Origin of the sequence: Mycobacterium sp. (genome assembly GCF_046095365.1) — a bacterium.
In the GTDB taxonomy this organism is placed as follows: domain Bacteria; phylum Actinomycetota; class Actinomycetes; order Mycobacteriales; family Mycobacteriaceae; genus Mycobacterium.
In genome coordinates, this window is record NZ_JBJTJF010000004.1 from 1 (window position 1) to 13,851 (window position 13,851).

The 13,851-nt window shown below is 70.9% G+C and carries 7 protein-coding genes and 1 pseudogene; 4 read left to right on the forward strand and 4 right to left on the reverse strand.

Annotation, left to right across the window (positions count from 1 at the left end):
- Nucleotides 1-3,869: pentapeptide repeat-containing protein (locus ACKOQ4_RS00180; RefSeq protein ID WP_526287612.1), on the reverse strand; the 3,869-nt coding region annotated here is incomplete at its 3' end.
- A gap of 869 nt (nucleotides 3,870-4,738) precedes the next feature.
- Complete coding sequence (gene corA / locus ACKOQ4_RS00185) at nucleotides 4,739-5,830, reverse strand: magnesium/cobalt transporter CorA (RefSeq protein WP_526287614.1); 1,092 nt, start codon at nucleotides 5,828-5,830, stop codon at nucleotides 4,739-4,741.
- A gap of 148 nt (nucleotides 5,831-5,978) precedes the next feature.
- Between corA and ACKOQ4_RS00190 the strand changes: the two genes are divergently transcribed.
- The 3 genes from ACKOQ4_RS00190 to ACKOQ4_RS00200 are packed head-to-tail and all read left to right on the forward strand — an operon-like array spanning nucleotide 5,979 to nucleotide 8,983.
- On the forward strand, nucleotides 5,979-6,968 hold the full coding sequence (locus ACKOQ4_RS00190) for a malate dehydrogenase (protein WP_526287616.1): 990 nt from the start codon (nucleotides 5,979-5,981) through the stop codon (nucleotides 6,966-6,968).
- Between the two features lies 1 nt (nucleotide 6,969).
- Nucleotides 6,970-8,127, forward strand: a complete 1,158-nt coding sequence (locus tag ACKOQ4_RS00195) for an NAD(P)-dependent malic enzyme (protein WP_526287618.1) — start codon at nucleotides 6,970-6,972, stop codon at nucleotides 8,125-8,127.
- Between the two features lie 10 nt (nucleotides 8,128-8,137).
- Nucleotides 8,138-8,983: a glycine betaine ABC transporter substrate-binding protein gene (locus ACKOQ4_RS00200; protein ID WP_526287620.1), complete on the forward strand. Its 846-nt coding sequence runs from the start codon at nucleotides 8,138-8,140 to the stop codon at nucleotides 8,981-8,983.
- 16 nt (nucleotides 8,984-8,999) lie between these two features.
- On the opposite strand, the gene ACKOQ4_RS00205 is transcribed toward ACKOQ4_RS00200, so the two are convergent.
- Nucleotides 9,000-9,830 (reverse strand): SDR family NAD(P)-dependent oxidoreductase, encoded by an 831-nt coding sequence (locus ACKOQ4_RS00205; RefSeq protein ID WP_526287622.1) that lies wholly within the window; start codon nucleotides 9,828-9,830, stop codon nucleotides 9,000-9,002.
- Between the two features lie 96 nt (nucleotides 9,831-9,926).
- On the opposite strand from ACKOQ4_RS00205, the gene ACKOQ4_RS00210 reads away from it, so the two are divergent.
- On the forward strand, nucleotides 9,927-10,316 hold the full coding sequence (locus ACKOQ4_RS00210; RefSeq protein ID WP_526287624.1) for a DUF732 domain-containing protein: 390 nt from the start codon (nucleotides 9,927-9,929) through the stop codon (nucleotides 10,314-10,316).
- Nucleotides 10,317-10,329: 13 nt separating this feature from the next.
- Here ACKOQ4_RS00210 and ACKOQ4_RS00215 read toward each other — a convergent pair.
- Nucleotides 10,330-13,812, reverse strand: a pseudogene (locus ACKOQ4_RS00215) (multifunctional oxoglutarate decarboxylase/oxoglutarate dehydrogenase thiamine pyrophosphate-binding subunit/dihydrolipoyllysine-residue succinyltransferase subunit); the annotation flags it as partial.
- Nucleotides 13,813-13,851 lie beyond the last annotated feature (39 nt).

Sequence of the window (13,851 nt, forward strand, 5' to 3'; positions counted from 1 at the left end):
TCTCCGGTCAGGGAGTAGGCCAAGGTGTCGCCATCGGCGTCAGTGACGCCGGTGTTTCCGGTGACGGCGCCGTCAGCGGGGTCGGCGGTTCCGGTGGCCGCGGCGGCGATGGGGGCCTGGTTGGCGGGGCTGATCGGCACCCGCAGCGTCACGACCGTCGTTCCGCCTGACGAATCGGCCACGGTGATGCTGATCTCGTCGAACTTCTTAGTCTCGACGGCGTTGTCGGCCGCGGCGTCGTGCCGGGCCTGTGCGCTCGGGGTGTAGACGAACTGGCCGGTCTCCGGGTCGATGGTTGTGGTTCCCGTTGCCGGATCGCCAGCACTGAATTCCAGATCGCCGAGACTGTAGTTGCTCACGCCGACGCCGGTGACGGCCCCGGTTGACGGGTCCACGGCCAGGATGCTCGGGGCCAGTTTCGCTCCGCTGATCTTGACGCCGTCCAATTTCGTGCCGGTGAGGTCGACGTTCGTGAGGTCGGCGTCGGTGAGGTCGGCGTCGGTGAGGTCGGCGTCGGTGAGGTCGGCGTCGGTGAGGTCGGCGCCGGGAAGCTCCGCGCTCTCGAGCTCCGCTCCGACCAGGCGGACCGCAGTGAGGTCCGACCCGGTCAGGTTGGTGCGGTTCAGATCGGCGCCGCTGAGGTCGGCGCCCTCGACATCCGTCTCCACCATGTCGGCGTCCGACAGGTCAGCCCCGACGAGATCGGCGTCGCGGAGTACGGCCTGCTTCAGTTTCGTCTCGTGCAGATTGGCATTCCGCAACACCGTGTTCTCCAGGGTCGCGCGTTCGAGGTCTGCCCCTTCGAGCACGGCGTCGCTCAGGTCGGCTCCGTTGAGATCGGCGCCCGCGAGTTTGGCTCCGGTCAGATCGGCGCCACGCAGCTTCACCCCCTTCAGGTCATAGCCGGCAAGATCGCGGCCGGCCAGGTTGGCGCCCGGGCCGACAGGCGGGCACACGATGACCTCGAGGGACCGGACGGCAGTACCGCCGTGCCCATCCGACACCGTGATCGACACCGTGTCGACGACCTTGCCCGAAACGGCGCCGGCGGCGATACGCGCCGCTTCGGTGGGGGTGTACTCGAACGTACCTGCGGCAGCATCGACTATCGCCGTGCCCTTTTCGGGTGCGTTGGTGAGGCGGTAGCTGAGGCGGTCGCCGTCACCGTCGGTCGCGACGACCCTGCCGGCGACCGTGCCGGTCCCCGCGTTCGGCAGGTCTGCCGTGGCCTCGGTGACGACCGGGGCAGCGTTGGCCGGGCTGACCGCAACGGCCACTTGAACTTTCGTGGTGCCGCCGTGACCGTCGGTGACGGCGAGGGTGAACACGTCACTGCGGTCTGCAGTGGCGCCGTCTGCGGCGGCCGCGTGGCGGGCCGCGGCGTCGGGGGTGTAGGTGAACGCCCCGGTGCGCGGATCGACTGCAACCGTGCCCTTGGTCGGAGCCGTGAGGGTGGCGAAGGCCGGGGTGTCGCCCTCGGGGTCGCTGACGCTGAGAGTTCCGGCGACGACCCCCTCGGGGCCGGGGTCCCCGACCGATGCCTCGGCCGTCGGGACGGAGTTCGCGGAGGAGATCGCGACGGCGACCGTGACGAGGGCGGTGGTTCCCCGACCGTCGGTGACAGCCAGGGTGAACGAGTCGTTGCGGTCAGCCTCTGAAGCGCCGTCGGCGGCTGCGATGTGCCGAGCGGCGGGGTCGGGGGTGTAGGTGAACGCGCCAGTGTTCCTGTCGATGACGACGGTGCCCTTGATCGGGGCGAGAGCCGTTGCGATGTCGGCGGTGTCGCCGGGGAATGACCCGACGACCGCGCCGTTGGGGCCGGGGGCGCTCAGCGTGACGTCGCCGGGCGGGGCGATCGCAGTCTCGGTGCTGGCAGTGCCCGGAACAGCGGCGCCGGTATCGCTGGCCGCGGGGCCGCCGGGGCCGCCCGGGCCGGAGGTCCTCAGTCCGAGGCCGCCGGGGCCGCCGTCACCGCCGGTAGCGGGGCCCGCCGCACTCGTAGCGATGCCGCCAGTGCCTCCCGCGCCGCCGGCCTCCTTGCTGGCACCGCCGGATCCGCCGCGGCCGCCGAGAGCCGCTCCGCTGGCGGCCTTGGCTTCTCCGCCGGTGCCCCCGCCACCACCGGACTGCCCGCCGACTCCGCGGCTACCGCCGGGCCCGCCGGGAGCGGTGCGCGGGTCGGCACCGGCCTTTCCGCCGGTGCCGCCGGAGCCGCCGGCCACCCCGCCGGTCCCGGCGGGGCCGCCGGGGCCGGCGGTAGCCCTGCCGTCGGCGGCTGCGGCCTGACCGCCGCCACCGCCCTTGCCGCCGGCCCGCCCGCCGGTCCCGCCGGTGCCGCCGGTGCCGCCGGTCGCCCGTCCGCTGTCGCTCGTTGCCGAGCCGCCCTGCCCGCCGGCTGCTCCGGTCGTGCCGTCTCCGTCGGTGCGCCCACTGCGTCCGCCGTCGCCACCCACGGCGTCGGCGCCGTCGGTGCCGATTGCGTCGCCGCCGGTGCCACCCACTCCGGCTTTCCCGCTGTTGCCACTCGCGCCGCCGGCCCCGCCGGCCCCGCCGGTGGCGGTCTGCCCGGCGCCGGTTTTCCGGCCGGTGCCGCCGCGGCCGCCGTTACCACCATCGCCCACTGCGCCCCCGGCGCCGCCGTTTCCGCCGCGGCCGCCGTCGGCCCCAGGCTCCGGAGAGCTCCAGCCGTCGCCGCCGTGGCCGCCGTGGCCGATGCCCAGTTCGACCGGTTTGCCGTTAGGTCCGCGACTTGCCGCAGCCGGCGCGGTCCGGAACGCGAGGGATCTCGCAGCAGCGGGGGCCGGAGCCGGGCCGGCCCCGTCGACCCCGCCCGAACCTTCGCTACCGGGGTCCCCGCCGTCGCCGCCGTCGCCGCCGTCGGGGTGGGACGCGTCGCCGGCGGCGCCGTCGCCGCCTTCGCCGGGTGCGCCCGCATCTCCGCCGGCGCCGCCGGAGCCGCCGGTCCCGTCCGCGGCCAGCTGCCGGTCATAGCCGAGCCACCGTCCGGTGGTGCCGAGGTAGCGACCCGCGCCTGCCTGCCCTCCGGCTCCGCCTGCACCACCGGTTCCGCCGTCGCCGCCGTCGCCGCCGTCGGTGCCGTCGGCACCCGCCTGCACGGCCTCGGTGCCGGCGACCCCGGTTCCGCCGTGGCCGCCGTTGCCGCCGGTACCACCGCGGCCGCCGGCGCCGCCGGTCCCGACCAGCCAACTGCCGACACCGCCGGTGCCGCCGTCGCCGCCGGCCCCGCCCGCGGTTCCACTGCCGCCATCGGCGCCCGCGCCCACTCCAGACTTGCCACCGTTCCCTGCCGCGCCGGCCCCGCCGTCGCCGCCGTTGCCGCCGCTGCCCCAGACCGAGAGCCGGCCGGTGTTGCCGCCGTCTCCGCCGTCCGCGCCGGCCGCGCCGGTGCCGCCGGCGCCGCCCGCACCCACCAGAAGGCCGCCGGCGCCGCCGGTGCCGCCTTTGCCCCCGTTGACCGCCGCCGTGCCCGCGCCGCCGCTTCCGCCCTTGCCGAACCAGCCGGCCGCGCCGCCGTCACCGCCGTTCCAGCCGGTGCCGCCATTCCCGAACAGCCCGGCGCGTCCGCCCTCGCAGGCGACACCTGCGTTGCAGGTGGTGGCGTCCCAGCTGAATCCGTTTCCGAACAGGACGCCGCCATCGGGGTGATCAGCGGTGCCGTTGCCGACGATGGGCCGCATCGTGCCGGTGCTCCGCCCGGTGATCTCCCGACGGGAGAATGCCGCGGCCGTCCAGGCCAGCGGTGCGGCCAGTGGGGAATCGCCGGGCGCATCGCCCGATGCCGAGGGGGTGATACCCAGCCATGCCAGCGCGCCGCTGGCCGCGGCCTTCGCGGGCCGTGGGGCTGACAAGACCGGTGCCGACGTCGCCGCGGACACGCCGCCAGGCACCGTTGCCGCGGGCGCTTTCCGGGCTCGCGCTTGCTTTCCGGCCGGGTTCGGCACGGCTGCAGCGGTTTTCGCCGGTGTTGCCCCGGCGGCGGCTGGGGCCTTGCCCCGCGAGGAAGCGCGGGCGGAGGCAGACGTCTGCTTGGCCGGGCTGGCGCCGGATCGGGCGGTTAAGGTGCCGGAGGGAGCCGCCGCCGCCGGGGGCGGAGCGACCTGCGCGCCTCGCCTCGCCTTGCGGGCCCCGGTGTTGGAACCGGTTCGCGGTTTGAGCTGTGCTGTCGAGTCACCGCCGCCGGCGCGGGACCGAGGCTTGCTCCCGCGCGGTGTCGTCGCGGCCGGATCAGGTGAGGTGTCTTCGGCCGGTGCGACTGCCTCGGCGCGCGATCCGCGCGCCGGGATTCGGGCTGCCTTCGACGGAGCGGTGGACGAGGATTCCGCGGACACCGCACCCGCCGAACCGGATGTGTCGGCGACGGCAAAGGCCGGCAGGGCCAGCGCGGCCGCGCCGATGCCCAGTGCGACCGCCAGGGCGCCCACCCTCCCGATGTAGGCGCCGTGGCCGGAATCCGGGATGGGCAACGGCCGCTGCTTCTGAGCTGGTGTGGAACGGTGACCAAAGCCGGATTCCGAATGCATTTGGTGAGACCTCCGAATACCGCGACCGAACCCCGACGTCCATCGCTGATAACGGAGACTATGCGCCAAACAAGTGACAAAGGTCACATGTTTGGCGAAACGTGATTGCGTGCCCGGGCGGCTGTCGATGGATCGTCCAAGCGAATGACTTGCCGGGTACTTGAGAAATCAAAAGGCGGCGAGATTCAGCTGTTCGGTCACAACCAGTGGTTGCGCCGGAACGTCCGGTAGAGGAAGAAGCAGATCGTCACCATCAGCAACAGGATTGCCGGATACCCCCACTGCCAGGACAGCTCCGGCATGTTCTCGAAGTTCATCCCGTAGATCCCGGCGATGGCGGTGGGCACGGCAGCGATCGCCGCCCACGCCGAGATCTTGCGCATGTCCTGGTTCTGCTGCATGCCCACCTTGGCCAGTGCGGCGTGCACCAGTGAGGACAGCATCTCGTCGTACTCGGCGATCTCCTCGGCGGCGACGATCTGATGGTCCAGCACGTCGCGCATCTGGCGGCGCACCTCCTTGGACAGCAGGTCGGCGTTGTCGTTGTTGAGCCACTCCAGGTCGTCGGTCAGCGGGGTCACCGCCCGCTTGAGTTCGACCACCTCGCGCTTGAGCAGGTAGATGGGTTCGATGTCGGTCTCGACGCTGGGCGAGAAGGTCGACTCCTCGACGGCGTCGACGTCGGCCTCCATCGCGGCGGTGACAGCGCGGTAGCTGTCCACCACATGGTCGGCGACGGCGTGCATCACCGACGTCGGTCCCAGCTGTAGCTGCCCGGGAGCGGACTCAAGCGCGTGGCGGACGTCGGCCAGTCCGGTGTGCTCGCCGTGACGTACGGTGACGACGAAGTCGGCCCCGACGAAGACCATGATCTCGCCGGTCTCGACGATCTCGCGGGCCAGCGCGACGGTCTCGTGCGGCACGTAGTTGACCGTCTTGAGCACCATGAAGAGGGTGTCGTCGTAGCGTTCGGCCTTCGGCCGCTGATGGGCGTGCACGGCATCCTCGACGGCCAGCGGATGCAATCCGAACAACTCGCCGATCGACTGCATCTGCCGCTGATCCGGTTCGTGAAGTCCGATCCAGACGAAGGCGGGCTGGCCGGATCGTCTGACGTCGCGAACCTTGTCGAAAGCCGCGGCCGCGGTGTAGCGGCCCGGCAGCCTGGCTCCGTCGACGTAGACGGCGCAGTCCACGACTGCCTGGGTGACGGGAACGGGAATCCGCCTGGGCTCGGGTTCTGGGGACCGCAGGACGGCCGGTAGCGGGTTGACCGGGCGAAATCGCATGGTCTCTCCTCCCGGCCGGCATCGGCGCTGCTCATGGTACGCGGCGCTTGGGCATGTGTCGGCGGAAGTCAGAGGCCGGAATTTCCTGGGTGGATGGCCGGTGCGCTAGTTTCAGAACCCGACGTTTCCGGCTCAGAGGAGGACCACCGTGAGCAAGACCCCCTTCAAGGTGGCGGTGACCGGCGCCGCCGGGCAGATCGGCTACAGCCTGCTGTTCCGGCTGGCCAGCGGGGCGCTGCTGGGGCCGGACCGCCCCATCGAGCTGCGCCTGCTGGAGATCGAGCCGGCGCTGAAGGCTCTGGAGGGCGTCGTGATGGAACTCGACGACTGCGCCTTCCCGGGACTGGCCGGGGTGCAGATCGGCTCGGACCCGGCCAAGATCTTCGACGGGGTGGGCCTGGCGCTTCTGGTCGGCGCCCGCCCGCGGGGCCCGGGCATGGAGCGCAGCGACCTGCTGGAGGCCAACGGCGCGATCTTCACCGCCCAGGGCAGGGCGCTCAACGAGGTGGCCGCCGACGACGTGCGCATCGGGGTGACCGGCAACCCGGCCAACACCAACGCGCTGATCGCGATGAGCAACGCCCCCGACATCCCCCGCCACCGGTTCTCCGCGCTGACCCGGCTGGACCACAACCGGGCCATCTCCCAGCTGGCCAAGAAGACCGGCGCGGCGGTCACCGACGTCACGAAGATGACGATCTGGGGCAACCACTCGGCCACCCAGTACCCGGATCTGTTCCACGCCGAGATCGGCGGGAAGAATGCCGCCAAGGTCATCGACGACCAGGCCTGGGTCGAGGACTACTTCATCCCGACGGTGGCCAAGCGCGGCGCGGCCATCATCGACGCGCGCGGCGCCTCCTCGGCGGCCTCGGCCGCGTCGGCGACCATCGACGCCGCCCGGGACTGGCTGCTCGGGTCGGCCAAGGGCGACTGGGTCTCGATGGCGGTGGCCTCCGACGGGTCCTACGGCGTGCCCGAGGGCCTGGTGTCCTCCTTCCCGGTGACCACCGCCGACGGCGACTGGTCGATCGTGGAGGGCCTGGAGATCGACGACTTCTCCCGCGGCCGCATCGACGCCTCGACCGCCGAACTGGCCGAGGAACGCGACGCGGTCACCACGCTCGGCCTGATCTGAGGTGGCAGGCATCGACGACGTCGTCTCCGACGAGGCGATCTTCGCGGCCCACGCGCACGGCAAGCTGCGGGTGGAGTCGCGGGTTGCGCTGGACAGCCAGCGGGCGCTGTCGATCGCCTACACCCCGGGCGTGGCGCAGGTGTGCCGCGCCATCGCCGCCGAACCGTCGCTGGCCGCCCGCTACACCTGGGCCCACCGGCTGGTGGCCGTGGTCACCGACGGCAGCGCGGTGCTCGGCCTGGGTGACATCGGCCCGCTGGCCTCGCTTCCGGTCATGGAGGGCAAGGCCGGACTGCTCAAGGCCTACACCGGCCTGGACGCGATCCCGGTGGCGCTGGCCACCAAGGATCCCGACGAGATCGTCGAGACCCTGGTGCGGCTGCGGCCGACCTTCGGCGCGGTGATCCTCGAGGACATCTCCGCTCCGCGCTGCTTCGACATCGAGCGCCGGGTCATCGAAGCCCTGGACTGCCCGGTCATGCACGACGACCAGCACGGCACGGCCATCGTGGTGCTGGCCGCGCTGATGGCGGCCAGTACCCTGCTGCGCCGCGACTTCGGCAGCCTGAAGATGGTCATCTCCGGTGCCGGCGCGGCCGGGGTGGCCTGTGCCAACATCCTGCACGGCAGTGGACTCAAGGACATCACCGTGCTGGACTCGCGCGGAATCGTGCACCCCGACCGCGGCGACCTGAACCCGGTGAAGGCCGAACTGGCCTCCTGGTCCAACCCGGAGGGCCGGACCGGCGGACTGGCCGAAGCCCTCGACGGCGCCGACGTGTTCCTGGGGGTCTCGGCGGGCCGGGTTCCCGAGCAGGTGATCGCCTCCATGGCGCCCGATGGCATCGTGTTCGCCTGCTCGAACCCCGACCCGGAGATCCACCCCGAGGTGGCCGGGCGCTACGCGGCGATCGTCGCCACCGGGCGCAGCGACTTCCCGAACCAGATCAACAACGTGCTGGCCTTCCCGGGGGTGTTCCGGGGCGCCCTGGACGCCGGTGCGCAGCGCATCACCGAGGCGATGAAGGTCGCCGCGGCCGAGGCGATCTTCTCGGTCGTGGGCGAGGACCTCGCCCCCGACCACATCGTGCCCAGCCCGTTGGATCCGCGGGTCGCCCCGGCGGTCGCCGCCGCCGTGGCCGCAGCCGCCGAGGTGTGAGCCGACGCCGATGAGGCCGCGGGCCCGCCACCTTCTGCCGTGTCTGTTGGTGGTGCTGTCGCTGGCCTGCGCCCGTCCCGGCCCCGGCCCCGCACTGACCGTCGGCGCCGCCCCGGACCGGACGAGCACGCTGCTGGCCAACATCTATGCCGCCGGATTGCGCTACTACGGCACGGCGGCCGCCGTCGCGGTCTCCGATGATCCCCTCGCTGAACTGGACGCCGGAAAAGTCGGTGTCACAGCCGGTTTCACCGGCCGGCTGTTGCAGCGCTTCGCTCCCGGGTCGGCGGCCCGGTCCCCCGAACAGGTGTACCGCGCCATGGCCGGCGCTCTTCCCGAGGGTGTGGCGGCCGGGGACTACGCGGTGGCCGCCGAAGACAAGTCCGCACTGGCCGTCACCGCGGCCACGGCCGAGGCGTGGGGCAGTCGCGACCTGGCCGCGCTGGTGCGCCGCTGTGCGCAGGTGAAGGTGGGCGCCGTCACCGGCGGCAATCCACCGGCGGCGGTGGGGGAGTGCGCGGTGGGGTCGCCGCGCGAATTCGGCACGCCGGCAATGCTGTTCGACGCGCTGCGTGCCGGCCCGGTCAACGCGGCCTGGACCACCACCGCATCGACCGCGGTGCCCGACGGCGTCGTGGTGCTCGTCGACCGCAAGCCCGCGCTGATCCCGGCGCAGAACGTCGTTGCGCTCTACCGGCGCAACGAACTGGGCAAGATGCAGTTGCGCGCGATCAACGAGCTCGCCGGTGTGCTGGACACCACGTCGCTGGTGGGCATGCTCAGGAAGGTCGACTCCGGCGCCGACCCCCGCGCGGTGGCCGAGGACTGGCTGGCCGCCAACCCGCTCGGGCGCTGAGGGTTCGCGCGGGCGCTCAGTGCGTCCGCGGCATCGCCCGCTTGGCCAGTTCCACCAGCAGGCGGTGGTAGCCGGGTCCGGTGACCCGCACGACCGCGTCGAGGATCTTGGCGTCGGTGCCGACCAGCACGCGGGCCTTGTTCCTGGCCACGCCGTCGAGGATGATCTTGGCCGCCCGCTCCGGTGAGGTCCGGGCCATCTTGGAGTCGAACCACTGGGCCAGGTCGGCCTGGTCGAGTCCCTCGGCGGCGGTGGCGTTGCGGGCGATCGCGGTCTGGATGCCCCCCGGGTGCACGGTGGTGACCTTCACCGGGTGGCCGGCCAGGATCATCTCCTGGCGCAGCGCCTCGGTGAATCCCCGCACGGCGAACTTCGCCGAGTTGTAGGCGGCCTGGCCGGGCACGGCGAAAAGGCCGAACACGCTGGAGATGTTGACGACGTGCCCGTCGCCGGAGGCGAGCAGGTGCGGCAGGAACGCCTTGGTGCCGTTGACCACACCCCAGTAGTCGACGTCCATGATCCGTTCGATGTCCTTGAACGGGGTGATCTCGACATCGCCGGTGTAGGCGATGCCGGCGTTGTTATAGATCTGGTTGACCTTGCCGAAGTGCTTCCTGACCTCCTCGGCGTAGATCTCGAAGCGTTCCCGCTCGGTGACGTCGAGGCGGTCGGACTTCACCGCCGCGCCGATGGCGCTCAGCCGGTCCTCGGTGACCCTGAGTCCTTCGGCGTCGACGTCGCTGATCGCCACCGAGGCGCCCGAGCGCCCCAACTCGATCGCCAGCGCCTGGCCGATCCCGGAGCCTGCCCCGGTCACGACTGCCACTTTGCCGGCGAATCCGTGCATGAATAACTCCTGCTTGACGGGTGTCGAGTCGCCTTGAGGGTAACAGTGCCGGTTCCGGCCCGTAACGGCCGAGGGCTCCCCTACGATTGCACTGTCATGAAGCTTCGCCGTGTCACCGGCTCTCTTGTCCTTGCCGCGGGTCTGGCCGGCGGCGTGTTCGCCGCCGGGGTCTCCGCCGCACCCGCCCGCGCCGACACATCGGACAACGTCACCGACGTCCTGTCCAGTCTCGACCTGCTCGGGATCACCGGAATCGACCCTGCCAAAGCGGTGGAGGTCGGTCAGTCGCTGTGCCCGATTCTGGCCGAGCGGGGGCAGAACACCGCCGACGTCGCGGCCAAGGTGTCCGACGCCATCGGCCGCCCGCTGGGGCCGGCCACCGCGTTCACCGGGACGGCGATCTCGTTCCTGTGCCCGAAGGCGGTGGAGAACGTCACCAACAACCTCGCCGACGGCAAGCCGCTGATCCCGCTGTTCGGCAGCTAGGCCGGGGCTTCTTCTATCCCGCGAACGCGTCGTCGATGATCTCCTGCTGCTCGACGGCGTGCACCTTGGACGACCCCGACGACGGCGCCGACATGGCCCGCCGGGAGATCCGCTTGATCCCGGTCAGCCTGTCGGGCAGCAACTCCGGCAGCATCAGGCCGAACGTCGGCCAGGCCCCCTGGTTGGCCGGTTCCTCCTGCACCCAGAAGAACTCCCGGGCATTGGGGTACTGATCCAGGGTCGCGGCCAGGCGTCGCTTGGGCAGCGGCGCGAGCTGCTCGATGCGGACGATGGCGACGTCGGCGCGGCCGTCGGCCTGCTTGCGGGCCTCCAACTCGTAGTAGATCTTGCCGCTGGTGAGCAGGATCCGGGTGGCCTTGGAACGGTCGCCGTCGCCGTCGGTGTAGGTCGGCTCCTCCATGATCGAGCAGAACTTGCGCTCGGTGAAGTCCCGAAGGTCGCTGACCGCGGCCTTGTTGCGCAGCATCGACTTCGGGGTGAACACGATCAGCGGCCGGTGCACGCCGTCCAGGCCGTGCCGGCGCAGCAGATGGAAGTAGTTGGCCGGGGTGGACGGCATCGCGATGGTCATCGAGCCCTCGGCCCACAGTTGCAGGAACCGCTCGATGCGTCCCGAGGTGTGGTCGGGCCCCTGTCCCTCGTGGCCGTGCGGCAACAGCAGCACGACGTCGGAGAGCTGGCCCCACTTGGCCTCGCCCGAGCTGATGAACTCGTCGATGATCGACTGCGCGCCGTTGGCGAAGTCGCCGAACTGTGCCTCCCACAACACGATCGCCTCGGGGTTGCCCACCGAGTAGCCGTACTCGAAGCCCACCGCTGCGTACTCCGACAGCGGCGAGTCGTAGACCAGGAAGCGGCCGCCGGTCGGGGTGCCGTCCGGGTTGAGTGTCAGCAGGTCCAGCGGTGTGAACTCCGCCCCGGTGTTCGGGTCGATCACCACAGCGTGACGCTGGGTGAAGGTGCCGCGGCGGGTGTCCTGCCCGGAGAACCGGATCAGCTTGCCCTCGGCCAGGAAGGTGCCCAGCGCGAGCAGTTCGCCGAACGCCCAGTCCACCTTGCCCTCGTAGGCCATCTCGCGCCGCTTCTCCAGCACCGGCTTGACCCGCGGATGCGGGGTGAAGCCCTCCGGGAAACTCAGGTGCGCGTCGCCGATGCGGGCCAGCAGCGACTTGTCCACCGCGGTGTTCATCCCGCGCGGGATCATCTGCGCGGTCTCCACCGACTCGCTGGGTTCCACCGCGTGCTTCTCCAGTTCGCGGACCTCGTTGAACACCTGCTCGAGTTGGCCCTGGTAGTCGCGCAGGGCGTCCTCGGCCTCCTTCATCGAGATGTCGCCGCGGCCGATCAGGGCCTCTGTGTAGCTCTTGCGGACACCCCGCTTGGTGTCGATCACGTCGTACATGGCGGGGTTGGTCATCGACGGGTCGTCGCCTTCGTTGTGCCCGCGGCGGCGGTAGCACAGCATGTCGATGATGACGTCCTTCTTGAACTGCTCCCGGAAGTCCATCGCCAGCCGCGCCACCCACACGCACGCCTCCGGGTCGTCGCCGTTGACGTGGAAGATGGGCGCCCCGATCATCTTCGCGACGTCGGTGCAGTACTCGGCGGACCGGGAGAACTCCGGCGCGGTGGTGAAACCGATCTGGTTGTTGACGACGATGTGAATCGTCCCGCCGGTGCGGTACCCCCGCAGCAGCGCCAGGTTCAGCGTCTCGGCCACCACACCCTGGCCGGCGAAGGCGGCGTCGCCGTGCAGCATCAGGGGCACCACGGTGAACTCGCGCGACTCGTCGACGACCCCGCCTCCGCTGACCCCGTCGATCAGGTCCTGCTTGGCCCGCACCAGGCCCTCCAGCACCGGGTCGACGGCCTCCAGGTGCGACGGGTTGGCAACCAGCGACACCTCGATGTCGTTGTCGCCGAACATCTGGATGTAGGTGCCGGAGGCGCCGAGGTGGTACTTGACGTCGCCGGAGCCGTGCGCCTGTGACGGGTTCAGGTTGCCCTCGAACTCGCTGAAGATCTGCGAGTACGGCTTGCCGACGATATTGGCCAGCACGTTGAGCCGGCCGCGGTGGGGCATGCCGATCACGACCTCGTCGAGCCCGTGCTCGGCGGCCTGGTCGATCACCGCGTCCATCATCGGGATGACCGACTCCGCACCCTCCAGCGAGAACCGCTTCTGTCCGACGTATTTGGTCTGCAGGAAGGTCTCGAACGCCTCGGCGGCGTTCAGTTTGGACAGGATGTACTTCTGCTGGGCGACGGTGGGTTTGTCGTGCGGGATCTCGATGCGCTCCTGCAGCCACTTCTGCTGTTCGGGTTCCAGGATGTGGGTGTACTCGACCCCGACGTGGCGGCAGTAGGCGTCGCGCAGCACCGAGAGCACCTCGCGCAGCTTCTTGTGCTGTGCCCCGCCGAACCCGGCGACCTTGAACTCGCGGTCCAGATCCCACAGGGTCAGGCCGTGGGTGAGCACGTCGAGGTCGGGGTGCATGCGGAAGCGGTTGCGGTCCAGCCGCAGCGGGTCGATGTCGGCCATCAGATGGCCGCGGTTGCGGTAGGCGGCGATCAGTTCGATGACGCGGGCGTTCTTGTCGACGATCGAGTCCGGGTTGTCGGTGCGCCAGCGCACCGGTTCGTAGGGGATCTCGAGGTCGAAGAAGATCTCGTCCCAGAAATCGTCGGACAGCAGCAACTGGTGGATGGTGCGCAGGAAGTCGCCGGACTCCGCGCCCTGGATGATCCGGTGGTCGTAGGTCGAGGTCAGCGTGATGAGCTTGCCCACGCCGAGTTCGGCGATGCGCTCCTCGCTGGCGCCCTGGAACTCCGCCGGGTACTCCATGGCGCCGGCGCCGATGATCGCGCCCTGGCCGGCCATCAGGCGCGGTACCGAATGCACGGTGCCCAGCGTGCCGGGGTTGGTCAGAGAGATGGTGACCCCGGCGAAGTCCTCCCCGGTCAGCTTGCCATCCCGGGCCCGTCGCACGATGTCCTCGTAGGCCGCGACGAAATCAGCGAATCCCTTTGTCTCGCAGCCCTTGATGGCCGCCACCACCAGCGCCCGCTTGCCGTCCTTGCCGGGCAGGTCGATGGCCAGGCCCAGGTTCGTGTGCGCCGGGGTGACCGCGTTGGGCTTGCCGTCGATCTCGGCGAAGTGGCGGTTCATGTTCGGAAACTTCTTGACCGCCTGGACGATCGCGTAGCCGAGCAGGTGGGTGAAGCTGATCTTCCCGCCCCGGGTGCGCTTGAGGTGGTTGTTGATGACGATGCGGTTGTCGATCATCAGCGTCGCGGGGATGGCCCGCACGCTGGTGGCGGTCGGGATCTCCAGCGAGGCGTTCATGTTCTTGACGACCGCGGCGGCCGCACCCCGCAGCACCTGCGCCTCCTCGCCGACGGCCTCGGTGTCGCCGGCGGCCGGGGTGGCGGGGGCTGCCGCCGCCGGTGCGGTCGGCGCGGCCACCGGCGGGGCGCAGCGGGCGCGGAGTGATCACCTCGGGCGCGACGGTGG

Coding starts and splice junctions, on each gene's coding strand:
- corA (WP_526287614.1), bottom strand. CDS start 5,830: ATGCGATTTCGCCCGGTCAACCCGCTACCGGCCGTCCTGCGGTCCCCA.
- ACKOQ4_RS00200 (WP_526287620.1), top strand. CDS start 8,138: ATGAGGCCGCGGGCCCGCCACCTTCTGCCGTGTCTGTTGGTGGTGCTG.
- ACKOQ4_RS00205 (WP_526287622.1), bottom strand. CDS start 9,830: ATGCACGGATTCGCCGGCAAAGTGGCAGTCGTGACCGGGGCAGGCTCC.
- ACKOQ4_RS00210 (WP_526287624.1), top strand. CDS start 9,927: ATGAAGCTTCGCCGTGTCACCGGCTCTCTTGTCCTTGCCGCGGGTCTG.